General features: G+C 46.3%; 12 protein-coding genes. 8 read left to right on the top strand and 4 right to left on the bottom strand.

Annotated elements, in window-relative coordinates; translation table 11 throughout:
• The first annotated feature begins 50 nt into the window (after window positions 1–50).
• The gene (locus IE103_RS05590) at window positions 51–3,728 is read left to right on the top strand and encodes a sensor domain-containing phosphodiesterase (RefSeq protein ID WP_189344960.1); all 3,678 of its coding nucleotides are present in this window, start codon (window positions 51–53) and stop codon (window positions 3,726–3,728) included.
• Between the two features lie 79 nt (window positions 3,729–3,807).
• Here the strand turns inward: IE103_RS05590 and IE103_RS05585 are convergent, their stop codons facing one another.
• The 3 genes from IE103_RS05585 to IE103_RS05575 all read right to left on the bottom strand — a co-directional run bounded on the left by IE103_RS05585 (window position 3,808) and on the right by IE103_RS05575 (window position 6,123).
• Window positions 3,808–4,956: a 6-phosphofructokinase gene (locus IE103_RS05585; protein WP_189344959.1), complete on the bottom strand. Its 1,149-nt coding sequence runs from the start codon at window positions 4,954–4,956 to the stop codon at window positions 3,808–3,810.
• 27 nt (window positions 4,957–4,983) lie between these two features.
• On the bottom strand, window positions 4,984–5,172 hold the full coding sequence (locus IE103_RS05580; protein WP_189344958.1) for a YgaP family membrane protein: 189 nt from the start codon (window positions 5,170–5,172) through the stop codon (window positions 4,984–4,986).
• A gap of 90 nt (window positions 5,173–5,262) precedes the next feature.
• On the bottom strand, window positions 5,263–6,123 hold the full coding sequence (locus IE103_RS05575; RefSeq protein WP_189344957.1) for an MBL fold metallo-hydrolase: 861 nt from the start codon (window positions 6,121–6,123) through the stop codon (window positions 5,263–5,265).
• A 285-nt stretch (window positions 6,124–6,408) separates the two neighbouring features.
• Here IE103_RS05575 and IE103_RS05570 point away from each other — a divergent pair, with 285 nt between their 5' ends.
• Both IE103_RS05570 and IE103_RS05565 read left to right on the top strand, forming a co-directional pair.
• Entirely contained in the window at window positions 6,409–7,227 is an 819-nt protein-coding gene (locus IE103_RS05570; protein WP_189344956.1) for a sulfite exporter TauE/SafE family protein, read from the top strand.
• A gap of 41 nt (window positions 7,228–7,268) precedes the next feature.
• Window positions 7,269–8,192, top strand: a complete 924-nt coding sequence (locus IE103_RS05565; protein ID WP_189344955.1) for a hypothetical protein — start codon at window positions 7,269–7,271, stop codon at window positions 8,190–8,192.
• A 114-nt stretch (window positions 8,193–8,306) separates the two neighbouring features.
• Here IE103_RS05565 and IE103_RS05560 read toward each other — a convergent pair whose 3' ends face one another.
• Window positions 8,307–8,645 carry an ArsR/SmtB family transcription factor gene (locus IE103_RS05560; protein WP_189345126.1) on the bottom strand — a complete coding sequence of 113 codons (339 nt, stop codon included), beginning with the start codon at window positions 8,643–8,645 and terminating at the stop codon, window positions 8,307–8,309.
• Between the two features lie 193 nt (window positions 8,646–8,838).
• Here IE103_RS05560 and IE103_RS05555 point away from each other — a divergent pair, with 193 nt between their 5' ends.
• The 5 genes from IE103_RS05555 (at window position 8,839) to IE103_RS05535 (ending at window position 15,376) form a co-directional block, all read left to right on the top strand.
• Window positions 8,839–9,975 (top strand): efflux RND transporter periplasmic adaptor subunit, encoded by a 1,137-nt coding sequence (locus IE103_RS05555; RefSeq protein ID WP_229827087.1) that lies wholly within the window; start codon window positions 8,839–8,841, stop codon window positions 9,973–9,975.
• Between the two features lie 28 nt (window positions 9,976–10,003).
• Entirely contained in the window at window positions 10,004–13,225 is a 3,222-nt protein-coding gene (locus IE103_RS05550; protein WP_189344954.1) for an efflux RND transporter permease subunit, read from the top strand.
• A gap of 108 nt (window positions 13,226–13,333) precedes the next feature.
• Window positions 13,334–13,543 (top strand): YgaP family membrane protein, encoded by a 210-nt coding sequence (locus IE103_RS05545; protein WP_189344953.1) that lies wholly within the window; start codon window positions 13,334–13,336, stop codon window positions 13,541–13,543.
• A gap of 65 nt (window positions 13,544–13,608) precedes the next feature.
• Window positions 13,609–14,028, top strand: coding sequence for a thioredoxin TrxC (gene trxC, locus IE103_RS05540; protein ID WP_189344952.1), 420 nt, complete (start codon window positions 13,609–13,611; stop codon window positions 14,026–14,028).
• Between the two features lie 73 nt (window positions 14,029–14,101).
• Complete coding sequence (locus tag IE103_RS05535; protein WP_189344951.1) at window positions 14,102–15,376, top strand: NAD(P)/FAD-dependent oxidoreductase; 1,275 nt, start codon at window positions 14,102–14,104, stop codon at window positions 15,374–15,376.
• Window positions 15,377–15,444: the final 68 nt, after the last annotated feature.

Genomic DNA, 15,444 nt, shown 5'->3' with positions numbered 1-15,444 from the left:
GTTTTTTCTTATGAAATACATTTTTTAATAGCTATCTATCGAGAAAATTAATGATCATCACCTATCATTTGCTGAGATTCACACGAAATTTCTGGCTCAGTTTGGTCATGATATTGGCTTTTTTTCTGATCTTTACAATTTATGTACAAGCAGAAAAACGTGTTGATTCGGCGAATGAAGCGCGCTTCGCTGCGCATGCACTGAGTAACGAGCTACGTCAATCTTCGGAAGACTTAACGCGCATGTCTCGCGCTTATGTCACGTCGGGCCAACAAATCTACCGACAATATTACGAGGAAGTGCTGGCGATTCGGAACGGCAGCGCAGAGCGTCCCATCAATTATGATGAAGTTTATTGGGACTTGGTGCTAGTCGATGAGCAAAGACCGCGCCCATCAAGCGGTAAAAAAATGGCCTTTAAAGAGTTAATGCAGGGAGCTGCGATCAATTCAACCGAGCGCGCCAAACTGCAATTAGCTTTAGACAATTCTGATCGATTAAGCGTGATCGAACGCCAAGCAATGGCGTTAGCGCAGGAACATTTTTCCAAATCTAATAACACCCAAAGTTCTGCAATTGCTTTGGGCATGCTAACCAATCAAGCGTATCGGGTTGCCAAAGCAGGGGTGATGTGGCCGATTGCTGAGTATCATCAATTAATGGAAGCACGCACGCGTAGCGCGGTTGAAAATGCGCAGCAGGTGGCGATGTGGCTCAGAGTTTTGTTGATCAGCACTGGCATTTTGATGACGGCCTTGCTTTGGCGTGCTTACCAAAGTTTGCATCGAACTTTGGGGGCGCCAATTTCTGAGCTACGCGGCCATTTAGATAATTTGGGGCGCGGAGATTTTTCACAGCCTATTTTGGTGCCTGAGCAATCAGAGCGCAGTGTGTTGGGCTTAATCGCGGTTGCACGCACCGCTCTCGCCAGTATTGAGGCACGTCGGCAAAGGGTCGAATTACGTAATCAGCGATTGACGCAGTTCTATAATGTTTTAAGCCAATGCAATCAAGCGATTGTTCGTAGTCATTCTGAGCAAGAATTATTTGAGCAAATTTGTAGCGATATGGTGCAATACGCTGGCATCAAAATGGCGTGGATAGGCGTGTATGTGCCAGAGAAAAATGAGATCGTGCCGACGACTGCTTTCGGCACGGGGATCGAAATTCTCGAACGTAAGAAATTTTTACTTGATCGTGCGGCGGATGCTATTACGAATCTTCATGTTGAAGCCGATACGAATTTGGCGAAGGACGTAGACGATCCTCAGCATATCTGCGTATCTGCGGTACGTAATGCGATTGCCACTTGGTCACAAGATTTTGTGAATGAAAATCACGACGCTGATTGGGCTATGTTGGCGCAACAGTATGGATGGGCAGCCTCAGCTGCGATTCCCTTATTTAAAAATGGGGCTGTGTACGGTGTGATTAATGTATATGCCGGAAACGTCAATGCATTTGATAAAGAGATTCAAACATTATTAGTCGAATTGGCGATGGATTTGAGTTTCGCACTGAATCGATTTGAACTCGAAATGGGGCGGCAACGGTCAAGGCAAACCGAAGCTTTGCGTAGTTTTATGTTGGAGCAGATTAATAGCGCCAAGTCGCTAGCACACATGTTTCGCGACGTGATATTGCATTTAGAAGATCTGATACCGGAAAGTATTTGCTCTATCGTTTTGTTAGATCGTGATGGGGTGCATTTGCGTGTTGGTGCTGTTCCAGGCTTGCCGGATTTTTTTGCGAAAGCGATAGATGGATTAGCAATTGGAGATGGTATTGGTTCCTGCGGTCATGCGATGGCGACCGGAAAAAGGACGATAGTTGAAGATATCGACAATCATCCTTATTGGTTTGCTTTTAGAGAATTAGCAAAGCGTGCGCAATTGGCTTCGTGTTGGTCGGAGCCGATACGTGCATCGAATAATCAGATTCTTGGTGCATTCGCGATTTATCACGCAAAGCCAGCGAAGCCTGAAGCCTGGCATTTGAATATGCTGGAAATGGCGTCTCACTTTTTGGCGCTTGCTATAGAAAAAAATCGCACAGAAAGTAATTTGCGTAAGCTATCGCAAGCAGTCGAACAAAGTCCCAACATTATTATCATTACGGACATTGATGCAAAAATTGAGTATGTGAATCAAGCCTTTGTCACCAAGACGGGTCTCAGTTTAGATCAAGTGCTTGGGCAACGGCCGAGCATTCTGCAATCTGGCAAAACGCCCTTGTTTACTTATGAAGAAATGTGGGATCACTTACGCAGAGGAGAAAGTTGGCAGGGTGAATTGATCAACCGTTACCGTGATGGTCGAGAACATATTGAATTGGCGCACATTTCTCCTGTACGTGATGCGAATGGTGTGGTGACTCATTTCTTATCCTTGCAAGAGGATATTACCGATAAAAAACGTACCGAGGAGCGAATTCAGTACTTGGCTCACTATGATGTGCTGACGGGTTTGCCGAATCGGGTATTGCTGGAAGAGCGTTCGCAGTTTGCGATCAATTCAGCTAAACGTAAGGGGAATAATTTAGCGCTGATATTTTTCGATTTAGATCACTTTAAAAATATCAATGACTCGCTTGGGCATAGTACTGGTGATGCGCTCTTAGTTGAATTGTCGCGTCGTTTGCGTGATGTCCTCAGAGAAGACGATATCATTTCGCGTCTTGGTGGCGATGAGTTCATATTGCTATTAGCGGGCGCTGATGAAGTTGGTGCCGAGCGCGTCGCAGAAAAATTATTACAAACGGTGAATCAGCCTTATGTACTTGGCCAATACGATCTAAATGTGTCTGCATCGATTGGCATCGCGGTTTATCCAGATGATGGTGAAGACCTAGAAACCTTGCTGCGTAACGCGGATACAGCGATGTATCGAGCCAAGCAAGATGGACGCAATAACTTCCGATTCTTTACGCAAGAAATGCAGGCACGATCTGGACGTCATCTCGAATTGGTGAATGCACTACGCTATGCCTTAGAGCGTGATCAGCTACAAGTTTTGTATCAACCACAAATTCAATTGCAGACAGGTAAAGTGATTGGTGCAGAAGCCTTACTGCGCTGGCATCATCCTGAAATGGGTTCAATCTCACCCGCTGAGTTTATTCCGGTGGCGGAAGAAACTGGACAGATTTTGGCTATCGGAGAATGGGTGTTGCGCACTGCGGTTTCTCAGTTAGGTCAATGGCATGATGCCGGTTGGCGCGAATTGAGTATGGCGGTGAATTTGTCGGCAATTCAGTTTCGGCACACCGACTTACCTGGAACGGTGTCGCAAATCTTGCGAGAGCTTGGCCTAGATGCGCAATTCTTGGAATTAGAATTGACGGAAAGTGTTGCGATGCTTGATCCACCTGCTGCCATTGCAACCATGAATGATCTACATCATCGCGGAGTCAGAATGGCGATTGATGATTTTGGAACCGGTTATTCATCCCTCAGCTATCTCAAGAAATTTCAGGTTTCTAAATTAAAAATCGATCGATCGTTTATACGAGATATCGGCACCGATCCCGAAGATAAGGCGATCATCAGCGCTGTGATTAGTATGGCGAAGAGTCTTGGTATGCGCACGATTGCCGAAGGCGTTGAAACCAATGAGCAGCTTGAGTTTTTGCAAGCGCATCAATGTGACGAAGTACAGGGCTACTTTTTTGCCCAGCCATTAGATGCGCTCAAGTTTCAAGAATTCATGCAGGGACGTAAAAATATTTAGTTGAGCTTGCGTGTATGCGCTTGTATGTGCATGTATATATGCGAGATCGTTTAGCAATGCTGAGTCAGTATCTGTATCTTTAATCTCCGAAGCAAATACCAATATCGCGCCCTGTTTGCAAAGTATCTCCATCTAAGGGAACTGCTTTCATTCTGCCCGCGACTTCATCTAAGTTGACATATTCAACATTCGGGAATGCCAGCGAGATCATAATGCCGGAAAAGCCTTGGTCCAATGCGCGAACTGCCGCTGCACCGAAACGCAATGCCGATAAACGATCGAAAGAAGTGGGGCTACCGCCACGCAGTAAATGGCCAAGAACCACTGCACGCGCTTCTTTTCCAGTAAGCGCTTCGAGTTGGCGTGCGAGTTGCTCACCTATGCCTCCTAAGCGTTCAACGCCGCCCAGCTGCGCTTGTTCTTCTAGCACGCGTTGTCCGTCTTTTGCGCGCGCGCCTTCTGCGACTACGACGATACTGTAATGACGACCAGCTTTGGTGCGTGCATGAATTTTTTTTGCGACTTGTGCTATGTCGTAGGGGATTTCTGGGATCAAGATCGCATGTGCGGAGCTCGCCATTCCTGCATGTAAGGCGATCCAGCCTGCGTAACGCCCCATCACTTCAACTACCATAATACGGCGATGGCTTTCAGCCGTGCTATGCAAGCGATCAATGCAATCTGTGGCAAATGCGACTGCCGTATCAAAGCCAAACGTGGTGTAGGTTTTGTCTAAATCATTATCAATCGTTTTCGGCACACCAATCACGCGTAAGCCTTGTGCTAATCCACGTTGGTGCAAAGCATGGGCGATGGTCAGCGTTCCATCGCCACCAACACAAATTAATGCATCGATCTGCATCTGGCGTAGGTGTTGAATAATATCATCGGTGCGATCAACTTCATATTCGCTACCATCTGCATTTTTCATGACAAAACGCATGGGGTTGCCGTGATTGGTGGTGCCCAGCATAGTCCCGCCGAGATGGCTAATACCGCGCACTTGGTCCTTACTGATTTTGAATACGCCATCGACGGGAAAGCGATCCGGCCGAAGAATACCGTTAAAGCCTTCGCGTATCCCAAAGCATTCCCAGCCACGTTGTAACGCAGCGAGCACCACTGCTCGAATCACCGCGTTTAAGCCCGGCGCATCGCCACCGCCGGTGCTAATCGCGATTCGTCGAATTGGCTTGAGTGTTGTGGTTGGAACAGGGCTATTAGTCATGCAAACTCCAGATGCAAACGAAGTGGATTAATCTTTTTTACAGGTAGAGATACCGAACGGCAAATAAGCAGGGCAAATGCGTAAAGTACCAGTAAGTATAGGGACGATGCCGATGTAGCCCCACATGCCTATATAGCCTGTCGCAGCGCCTGCGATTAAAGCGACTCCAGCAATGATTCGAATTAGACGATCTGTAGTTCCGACGTTGACTTTCATAGCGCTCTCCTATTGAAGTAAAAAATGAAAAGTAAAGCTCGTTGATCAAAACAAATATGCATGTGTTGCGACTGTTTTGTTGATGCTACTTTAGATACCATTGAATGGAATCTTTAAGTAACTAATTCCATTCGCTTCCGGTGGTGGCAAATTGCCCGCTCGGATATTGATTTGCACTGCTGGCAAAATCAGGAGTGGCATATCGAGTGTTGCATCGCGCGCTTTACGCATCGCAATGAAATCGGCCTCGCTGATGCCATCATGCACATGGATATTATTTTTCTTTTGTTGAAAGACGGTCGTTTCAAAACTAACTTCACGTCCATTCGGCGGATAATCATGACACATAAAGAGTCGTGTTTCATCGGGATAGGACAAGAGCTTTCTAATTGATGCAATTAACATCTGTGCATCACCCCCAGGAAAATCGCAGCGCGCGGTACCAACGTCGGGCATGAACATGGTATCGCCAACAAAAATTGCATCACCGATTTGATATGCCATGTCAGCGGGCGTATGGCCGGGGACAAATAAAGCCTTAGCAGTCAATTCGCCGATATTGAAAATTTCATCTTCTTGAAACAAGTGATCAAATTGTGAGCCATCGACCGCGAATGCTGGTTCAAGATGAAAGATCTGTTTGAATACAGTTTGTACTTGATTGATATGCGCGCCGATTGCGATTTTTCCACCAGCCGCTTGTTGTAAGTAATGTGCTGCGGAGATGTGGTCGGCGTGGGCGTGGGTTTCTAAGATCCAGCTTAGCGTTAATTGCTGTTCTTTGAGCGCGTGCAGGAGCTTGTCCGCAGAAACCGTTTTGCTACGACCAGATTTGTGATCATAATCAAGCACGGGATCAATTATGGCAGCATGGCCGCCAACGTGGTCGAAAACAAGATAGCTGACTGTGCAAGTGCTAGGATCAAAAAAACTTTGTATCTGCGGTCTCATACTTTAATTGGATACTTTGATTGAATACGTTAATTGAACACGTCAATTGGATACGTTGTTTGGTTTGGATAGAAGTCGTGACAGACAATCATAGCAAACCAGTTTTTGAATGCAAGACAAATTCAGTTATCTGCGTGTGAAACCACAAGCAATTGGCGTTCATTTGATTTTTCACATAGGATGAAAAATACATTTTCTATGCGCGCTTGTGATTTGCTTGTCGCAATTTCTTTTCTAAGGTAAGGTGACTTTTTACAGTGACTTCTAATTACCTCTTTTTTCTTCATGAGTTTATTTGCCTTATTTGTACTTCTATCGATCGGTCTGATGGTCGGTTTAATTATGGGATTGACCGGCGCAGGTGGTGGCATGTTGGCGGTTCCAGCCTTGGTCTATTCTCAAGGCTGGACCATGCAGCAGGCAACGCCAGTTGCATTATTGGCTGTCAGTATCGGCGCGATGATCGGTGCGATCGATGGATTGCGACGTGGTCAAGTTCGTTATAAAGCGGCGACATTGATGGCGGTCGCAGGCGCACCGATGACGGCCCTAGGTGTTTTGCTTGCGCAGCAAATGTCACAGCGCGGCTTGATGTTGGCGTTTTCATTGGTGTTGATGTTAGTCGTCACGCGTTTGATTTTGCAAGTGCGTGCCGACGCTCGTGCCGCGCTTAGCGCTGCAGTAAAAAATGAAGCGTTGGCAATGGTCAATCAACAGACAGGACGCTTTGATTGGAGTTGGTCAACTGCGGCGATCATCGGCCTTATTGGTGCTTGTGCTGGATTTGCGACCGGACTATTGGGAGTCGGTGGCGGTTTTATTATTGTTCCACTATTGCGTCACTTCACCAATTTGACGATACAGAGTGCCGCTGCGACCTCCTTGATGGTGATCGCGTTAGTAGGTGCAGTAGGCGTAGGTTCAGCAGTGCTTCATGGTGTCGAATTGCCCATAGTGTTTTCTTTATGGTTCGCTGCCGCTTCGATTGCTGGTGTGTTGATAGGGCGTCGATTAGCGAATTTTCTTGATCCTAAAACGGTGCAATTGATTTTCGCTACGATGTTGAGCGGCGTTGCTCTAAGCTTTCTCTTGAAGGCAGTTTGACGATTTGCTGAATTTAGAAGTGCTTCATTTGAGAAAAATTTATGCTGCTAAGAGATCTAATTCAACATCATCAACATCAACTGGCACTATTGATTGGGAACGGCATCAATCGCTATAACAGTCGTGCAAATACCAACTCTTGGGATGCGCTGTTAAGCACGTTGGCGAAAAGTAGCTTGCCAGAATTGAATGGCAAACTCCCTGCAGGAATTTCATTGACTGAGTTTTATGATGTGCTAGAGCTGGGTTCGCGTCGACAACTGAAAGATCCTCAAACATCTACGAAGCTACCTAGTTTGCAGCAGCAATTTTGTCAATTAATGGCGGATTGGAAACCTGCTGTTCAACACCAAAGCATTGCACGTTGGGCACGGCATTTTGCTTGTCCTATATTGACGACGAATTTTGAACATACGCTAAGTGAGTCGGTGCAGGCGTCCGCCTTTGTCACTAGTAAAAACGCGTTTACCGATTTTTATCCCTGGGAAACCTATTTTAGTAACAGTGAACTTGACCATCCTTGCGGCGGATTTGGTATTTGGCATATTAATGGTATGCAGAAATACCATCGTAGTATTCGATTGGGTTTGACACATTACATGGGTTCAGTCGAGAGAGCACGCGCGCGTTTGCACAAAGGTAGTAAACGCTTGTCGGCTGGTGGTGCGATCAATGACTGGGAGGGCGCGAATACATGGCTACAAATTTTGTTTCATAAGCCTTTGCTGATTATTGGTTTGAATCTCGCCGAGAACGAAGTCTTTTTGCGTTGGTTACTAATTGAACGCGCAAAATATTACAAAGATTTTCCTGATCGAACACAAGCGGCATGGTATGTACATACCGAACATGAGCAGGATTTAGGTAAGTTGTATTTTTTAAGGGCGGTCGGTGTAGACAGTTTTTGTGTGCCTGATTACTCAAGCATTTATGATGCTTCAATTTGGCGACTCGAGGCTGACTGAAGTTCGTGTGACAGCCGCGCTCGAAGCTAAATCAAGTTCACGTTTGTTAATTGTGCGTGGCTGTTGGTCGTGAAGAGCGTCTTTGTGCAGACTAAAGATTCGTAGCAGCGGCTATCACTTTTTAGCCTGCAAACCACCCAATAACGACGCTTGTGATTCCAATTGTCGCGCCACATTGCCGCAGACTAGATCACATAAGGCATAAATCGATTCGTCCGCAATGCGGTAATACACTGCAGTGCCGCGTCCCTCGCGTACCACCATGCCGTGTTTTGCCAGTGTTGATAAATGGCGAGAGACATTCGCCTGTGAGCAGTCGCATGCGCTGGCTAAGTCGCCAACATTTTTTTCGCCGTCACGCAAATTATTCAAAATCTTTAATCGCGTTGGTTCTGATAACGCAGAAAAGTATTGAGCGACGTGATTAAGCGCAAGTTCTGACAAGCCTTCCATAACCGAGCATGAATGATGTGTTGAAAGCAGCATGATACCTTCTATAATGAATTTTTGTCTATTTGCGCAAAAACTTTATTTACTATTTGCGCATGTACGCAAATAAGTATATTATGCGAAGTATCGGATAGCAATTAAATTTTTTTGGCTATTTTTAACTTTGATTTTTATGAAACTTGAGAGAGTCAACGCCATGACACCATTGATGACCATGAAGCTGCGTAGATCTGTTGTGCTATTTACCTTGATTGTTACTAGCTTGGTGCAAACGCAAGCCTATGCACAAAAATCAACGTCGCCCCAGACACCTGTATCGCCTGTGGCTAAGTCGAGTTTGACGTCAGTTGCCGTGAGAGCCGTGAATGCTGACGGCAATTTGAGTGCTGATGGTGTGGTGGAAGCTGTGCGTAACACCGTGATCTCTGCGCAAATTGCGGGTGCCATCGTGCAATTGCCGGTGCAAGCAGGCGATGTGGTCAAAGCTGGCCAACTCTTAGTGCGTATGGATGCACGTGCAGCCCAACAAGAGTTCTATGCAAGTAAAGCGCAAGTGGATGCGGCCAGAGCCAATCTCGCCGTCGCAGAAAAAGACTACGAGCGTCAAAAACTATTGTTTGAAAAAAATTACATTAGCCAAGCGCAATTGGATCGTGCCTTAGCGCAGTTTAAGTCAGCCAGCGCGCAAGCGAATGCCCAAATTGCCCAAGCTGGCGCGGTGCAAACGCAGTCAGGCTTCTATACGATCAATGCGCCATATAACGGCATCGTCTCGGAAATGCCGTCAGCAGTCGGTGAAATGGTGATGCCAGGCAAACCAATCATGACGGTTTATGATCCCAAAGAATTGCGTGTGATCGTCACGGTACCGCAAGCACGTGTGAGTCAATTGAAATCGGATCAGCATCTGCAAATTGAATTTCCTTCATTACCTGCTGCACAGCGTTTTGTGAAACCTAAAAAGATGACGGTCTTACCTTTGTCCGATGCATCTACCCATACGGTACAAGTCCGCTTCGACCTGCCAGCAGATGTACAAGCGGTCAACCCTGGCTTGTTTGCACGCGTCAATTTCGCTTTGCAAGCCGAAACGAATGAAACGAAATCAGCAAGTGCCCAGCGTTTGTATGTGCCGCGCAGTGCGGTCATTCGTCGTGCGGAGTTGCACGTTGTGTACGTTATTAACTCCCAAGAAAAAGCAATTTTGCGTCAGGTCAAACCTGGCCCAGTGATGGCGAATGAACAGGAAATATTAAGTGGCGTTGCTGCTGGTGAGATGGTCGCGGTAGATCCATTAGCAGCGGCAAATGCGAGCAAACTTGTCGCTAAATAAGCTTGTACCCAAAGAATAAGGAGCGAACATGTCTGACATCGATATGATCAAAGCGAAAACCATGGGCGTATCTGGCCGGATTGCTGCATTTTTTCAAGCATCGCAAATTACGCCTTTACTGGCATTAGTCGCGTTTCTACTAGGACTATTTGCGGTATTGGTAACGCCACGCGAAGAAGAACCGCAAATTAATGTGACGATGGCGAACGTGTTGATTCCCTTCCCCGGTGCCTCGGTCAAAGATGTTGAGCAAATGGTGGCGATTCCTGCTGAGCAAGTCTTGAGCCAAATTGCCAATGTTGAACACGTGATGTCGGTGGCGCGTCCAGGTATCGCGATCATCACCGTGCAATTTGAAGTGGGCGTGCCACGTACCGAGGCATTGGTGCGTTTGTATAACACCATTCATAGCAATCGTGATTGGTTGCCTGCCAATCTTGGCACCTTAGAGCCTTTGATTAAACCTAAAGGCATCGATGATGTGCCTATCGTTTCCCTGACCCTGTGGAGCAAAAATACAGAAACTGGTGCTGCCGCTTTAGAGAGTGTCGCCCATAGTATTGAAGCGGATATTAAACGTGTACCAGGAACACGTGAAGTGGTCAGCATTGGTGGGCCAGGACGCGCAATTAATATTGAGCTCGATCCAACTAAATTGGCCGCCAATGACTTGACCGTGATGGATTTGCAAGGCGCTTTGCGCGCAGCGAATTTGGGTTTGCCTAGCGGTGAACTAAGCGCGGGCAATCAAACTGTGGCGATTGAAGCGGGACCATTTTTGCGTGATGCGCAAAGTGTCGGCGAATTAGTCGTCGCCGTGAAAAACAAGCGTCCAATCTTCTTGCAAGATGTTGCAAAAATCGAAGACGGTGCTTTACCAGCAAGTCGCTACGTGTGGCACGGCACTGCGGGAAAAGAGGCTGCTGAATATCCCGCTATTACCATTGCGATTACTAAAAAGCCCGGACAAAATGCAGTCGAAGTCGCGAATGCGGTAATCGATCGCGTTGATACTTTGAAAAATGCGGTTATTCCAGCAGATGTCGAAGTTTCTGTCAGTCGCAACTATGGACAGACTGCGGACGATAAAGCGAAAAAGCTGATACAAAAACTCTTGTTCGCGACTTTGTCGGTGGTTGCCTTAGTGTTTATCGCGCTGGGTCGTCGTGAAGCCGCGATTGTGGGTACGGCTGTGATCTTAACTTTGACAGTCACATTGTTTGCTTCATGGGCATGGGGCTTTACGCTCAATCGGGTTTCGTTATTCGCACTGATCTTCTCTATCGGAATTTTGGTGGATGATGCGATTGTGGTGGTCGAAAACATTCACCGTCATCAAGCCTTATTCTCTCATAAAACATTGGCAGAAATTATTCCAGGTGCGGTGGATGAAGTTGGTGGCCCAACGATTCTAGCAACGCTGACCGTCATCGCGGCCTTGTTGCCGATGGCTTTTGTTAGTGGTTTGATGGGCCCTTACATGAGCCCGATTCCTATTAATGCGAGCATGGGTATGTTGTTGTCATTGGCGATTGCCTTTGTAGTCACGCCTTGGTTAGCGCGGATATGGATGAAAGAAGGTCACCATGCACAAGATGGTTTGGCGAGCAAATTAGAGCCCACATTCCGTAAGATTTTCAAGCCATTTTTAGACGACAGCGCTGGAAGTAAAAATCGTAAAAAGCTCGGTCTTGGCGTGGCTGCATTAATTGCTTTGTCAGTAGCATTGCCAGTGGTCGGTTGGGTGCAATTGAAAATGCTACCGTTTGATAACAAGTCAGAGTTCCAAGTCATTGTTGATATGCCAGCGGGTACGCCAGCAGAAAAGACTGCAGCGGTTTTGCGTGAGCTTGGCAGTTATTTACAGACAGTGCCAGAAGTTAGTGATTATCAAGCGTATGCCGGCACTGCCGCACCGATCAATTTTAACGGCTTGGTGCGTCAATATTATTTACGTGCCGGTGGTGAGGTTGGTGATATTCAAGTCAATCTTGTCGATAAAAGTCATCGCTCCGATAAGAGTCATGTGATTGCGACACGTGTGCGTCCGCATTTGCAAGCATTGGCGAAAAAGTTAGACCCAGATGCGAATGTCAAAGTGGTGGAAGTACCACCTGGTCCACCAGTGTTAGCACCGATAGTGGCTGAGATTTATGGACCTAGCGATGTGGAGCGCCGTCAAGTCGCCAAACAAGTACGTGCAGTGTTTGAAAAAACTGAAGGCATCGTCGATGTTGATGACAGCAGTATCTTGCATGCACCACGTAAATTGCTGATCATCGATAGAAAAAAAGCAGCGCAATTGGGCATTGCTCAGTCCAGCATCGTAACAACTTTGCGCGCAGGTTTGGCTGGTGATTCTGCCGCTTATTTGCATGACCAGAGTAAATATCCGGTTGCAGCGAATTTGCACTTGCCGATTAGTGAGCAAGGCAATCTGGATACCTTGCTGTCTTTGGGAGTGAAGAACGCACAAGGCAACATTGTGCCGATTCGTGAACTTGTCACGGTCACCGATACCTTACGTGAACAACCCTTGTTTCACAAAGATGGTCTGCCCGTAAATTTTGTAGTGGCGGATATGGCTGGAAAAATCGATAGTCCGCTGTATGGCATGTTTAGTATGCGTGGCGAAATCGCCAAATTGGTAACGCCTGGTGGTGGCAAGTTAGAAGAATTCTTTATCAGTGCGCCGCAAGATCCGTATCGTGGCTTTAGTTTGAAATGGGATGGCGAATGGCAAGTTACCTATGAAACTTTCCGCGATATGGGCGCTGCTTATGCGGTCGGCTTAATCCTGATCTATTTATTGGTGGTAGCGCAGTTTGGTTCTTACCTAACACCATTGATCATCATGGCACCAATTCCTTTGACTATCATCGGGGTGATGCCTGGGCATGCCATTTTGGGTGCTCAATACACAGCAACTAGCATGATAGGCATGATCGCTTTGGCCGGCATTATCGTGCGCAATTCGATTTTGTTGGTGGATTTTATTCATGTGCAAATCGCGGAAGGTATTGCGTTTAAAGAAGCGGTAGTCAACTCTGCGATCACACGCGCACAACCAATTGCCTTAACTGGATTAGCAGCGATGATGGGCGCTTTCTTTATTCTTGATGATCCTATTTTTAATGGCTTAGCGATCTCTTTGATCTTCGGCATTTTTGTTTCGACGTTGTTGACCTTGGTCGTGATTCCTTTGTTGTACTTTATGGCTTATCGAAAGAAGTATGAGGAGGTAGTTTAAAAATCAGCTTAGTGCTTAGTTTAAATAGCACTTGAAAAACGTGGTTTTAGTGGCGGTAGCAAGACCAGATCAGAAATTTTTTACGTGTTTATATTAAGGAGAAATAGCATGACTTCATGGCAAATGGTGAGAGTGGTTGCTGGTGTATTTATTCTTTTGAGTTTGGCTTTAGGTATTCCTGGTAGCCCAATATTTATGAATCAATGGTTCTTGGCATTTACTGCTTTTGTTGGCGTCAATATTTTGCAGAGTGGGATTACCAAGTGGTGTTTGATGGAGACAATCATGCGCAAAGTTGGATTTAAGGCTGGTGATTAGTTTTCGCTACCTGCACGTGTTGTGCCAGCGTTATCAAAAATTGGAAAGTGGAAAGGAGTAAATCCATGCATTTAGTTTGTCCTAGTTGTACAGCAACGAATCGTATTCCAGACGAGCGTTTGGGTGATGCGCCAGTCTGTGGCAAGTGTGGCCATGCTTTGATGGCGGCGCAGCCAGTGGCGATTAGTGAGCAGGCTTTGCCAAAATTTTTATCTCATACCGAATTACCGGTATTGATCGATTTTTGGGCAGGGTGGTGTGGTCCTTGTCGTGCGATGGCACCGCAGTTTGAACAGGCTGCGCATATGGCGCCGGATATTCGCTTTGTGAAAGTCGATAGCGATGCAGCGCCGCTTGCTAGTCAGCGCTATGGCATACGTAGTATTCCGACTTTGCTATTAGTGAAGGGTGGACGCGAGCTGGCGCGTCAAAGTGGTGTGATGCCAGCTGCACAAATTGTAGCTTGGGCACGGCAATATTTATAAAGAAGTTTTTAATGGTGTGGCTTGAATGGTATTGAATTAGGGTGAATGCTGATAAATCAAATAAGGAGTAGACATGGCACATATTATTGTTCTCGGCGCAGGCACAGGCGGTATGCCAGCTGCATACGAGTTGCGTGAAAAACTCGGTAGTGCGCATCAAATCACGGTGATTAACGCTGTCGATTATTTTCAATTTGTGCCGTCGAATCCTTGGGTTGCGGTCGGCTGGCGTCAACGTGATGCAATCACCTTCGAGATCCGTCCTTATTTGGAAAAAAAGGGGATCAACTTTATTGCCCAAGCCGTGACTGCTTTATCGCCAGAACAAAACGCTTTGACTTTGGCTGATGGCACAACCGTGAATTATGATTATTTAGTGATCACTACTGGGCCGAAACTGGCGTTTGATGAAGTGCCTGGTGCTGGCCCATTAAACGGCTTTACCCAATCAGTTTGCTCGATAGATCATGCAGAGCATGCCTATGCTGCTTATCAAAAGTTTTTAGATGATCCGGGCCCTGCGATCATTGGCGCGATGCCAAGCGCTTCTTGCTTTGGTCCTGCTTACGAATTCGCTTTTATCTTTAGCACTGATTTGAAGCGTCGTAAATTACGTCATAAGGTGCCAATTACTTATGTGACTAGCGAGCCTTACATCGGACATTTAGGCTTGGGTGGCGTGGGGGATTCTAAATCCATGTTAGAAAGCGAATTACGTAACAACGATATCAAATGGATTTGTAACGCGAAGACGACGCGGGTTGAAGATGGCAAGATGTTCGTCAGTGAAATGGATGAGATGGGCAATCTTAAAAAAGAACATGAACTACCATTTAAATACAGCATGATGTTGCCATCGTTCCGTGGAGTTGATCCGATTGCTGCAGTGGAAGGCTTGTGCAATCCACGTGGCTTTGTGATGGTAGACGATCATCAACGTAGCAAAAAATATCCGAATATTTATTCTGCTGGTGTCTGTATCGCGATTCCGCCAGTCGAAGTGACGCCGGTTCCCACTGGTGCGCCTAAGACTGGCTATATGATAGAAACCATGGTTACTGCGATTGTGCATAATATTGAGGCAGACTTAAAGGGCGAACCCGCGACCGCGAAAGGCAGTTGGAATGCAATTTGTTTGGCCGATATGGGTGATACGGGCGCGGCCTTTGTCGCTTTACCGCAGATTCCTCCACGTAACGTGAATTGGTTTAAAAAAGGCAAATGGGTGCACTATGCCAAAATCGCGTTTGAGAAATATTTCATTCGCAAAATGAAGACCGGAAATTCTGAACCTGTCTATGAAAAATACGTATTGAAAATGCTAGGTATTGAACGCTTAGATAAGTAGTCAATAGGTAGAACATAAGTAGAAGACAAGTAGAAGATAAGTAGAAGATAAGTAGAAGATAAGTAGAA

Origin of the sequence: Affinundibacterium macrobrachii, from assembly GCF_014652415.1 — a bacterium.
GTDB classification, from domain to species: Bacteria; Pseudomonadota; Gammaproteobacteria; order Burkholderiales; family Burkholderiaceae_D; genus Undibacterium; species Undibacterium macrobrachii.
This window is presented reverse-complemented; position numbering and strand designations above follow the sequence as displayed.

Excerpts from the sequence above, each read along its gene's own strand:
- IE103_RS05535 (WP_189344951.1), top strand. The coding sequence starts at position 14,102 with ATGGCACATATTATTGTTCTCGGCGCAGGCACAGGCGGTATGCCAGCT.
- trxC (WP_189344952.1), top strand. The coding sequence starts at position 13,609 with ATGCATTTAGTTTGTCCTAGTTGTACAGCAACGAATCGTATTCCAGAC.
- IE103_RS05580 (WP_189344958.1), bottom strand. The coding sequence starts at position 5,172 with ATGAAAGTCAACGTCGGAACTACAGATCGTCTAATTCGAATCATTGCT.
- IE103_RS05590 (WP_189344960.1), top strand. The coding sequence starts at position 51 with ATGATCATCACCTATCATTTGCTGAGATTCACACGAAATTTCTGGCTC.
- IE103_RS05545 (WP_189344953.1), top strand. The coding sequence starts at position 13,334 with ATGACTTCATGGCAAATGGTGAGAGTGGTTGCTGGTGTATTTATTCTT.
- IE103_RS05570 (WP_189344956.1), top strand. The coding sequence starts at position 6,409 with ATGAGTTTATTTGCCTTATTTGTACTTCTATCGATCGGTCTGATGGTC.
- IE103_RS05550 (WP_189344954.1), top strand. The coding sequence starts at position 10,004 with ATGTCTGACATCGATATGATCAAAGCGAAAACCATGGGCGTATCTGGC.
- IE103_RS05585 (WP_189344959.1), bottom strand. The coding sequence starts at position 4,956 with ATGACTAATAGCCCTGTTCCAACCACAACACTCAAGCCAATTCGACGA.
- IE103_RS05565 (WP_189344955.1), top strand. The coding sequence starts at position 7,269 with ATGCTGCTAAGAGATCTAATTCAACATCATCAACATCAACTGGCACTA.
- IE103_RS05575 (WP_189344957.1), bottom strand. The coding sequence starts at position 6,123 with ATGAGACCGCAGATACAAAGTTTTTTTGATCCTAGCACTTGCACAGTC.
- IE103_RS05555 (WP_229827087.1), top strand. The coding sequence starts at position 8,839 with ATGACACCATTGATGACCATGAAGCTGCGTAGATCTGTTGTGCTATTT.
- IE103_RS05560 (WP_189345126.1), bottom strand. The coding sequence starts at position 8,645 with ATGGAAGGCTTGTCAGAACTTGCGCTTAATCACGTCGCTCAATACTTT.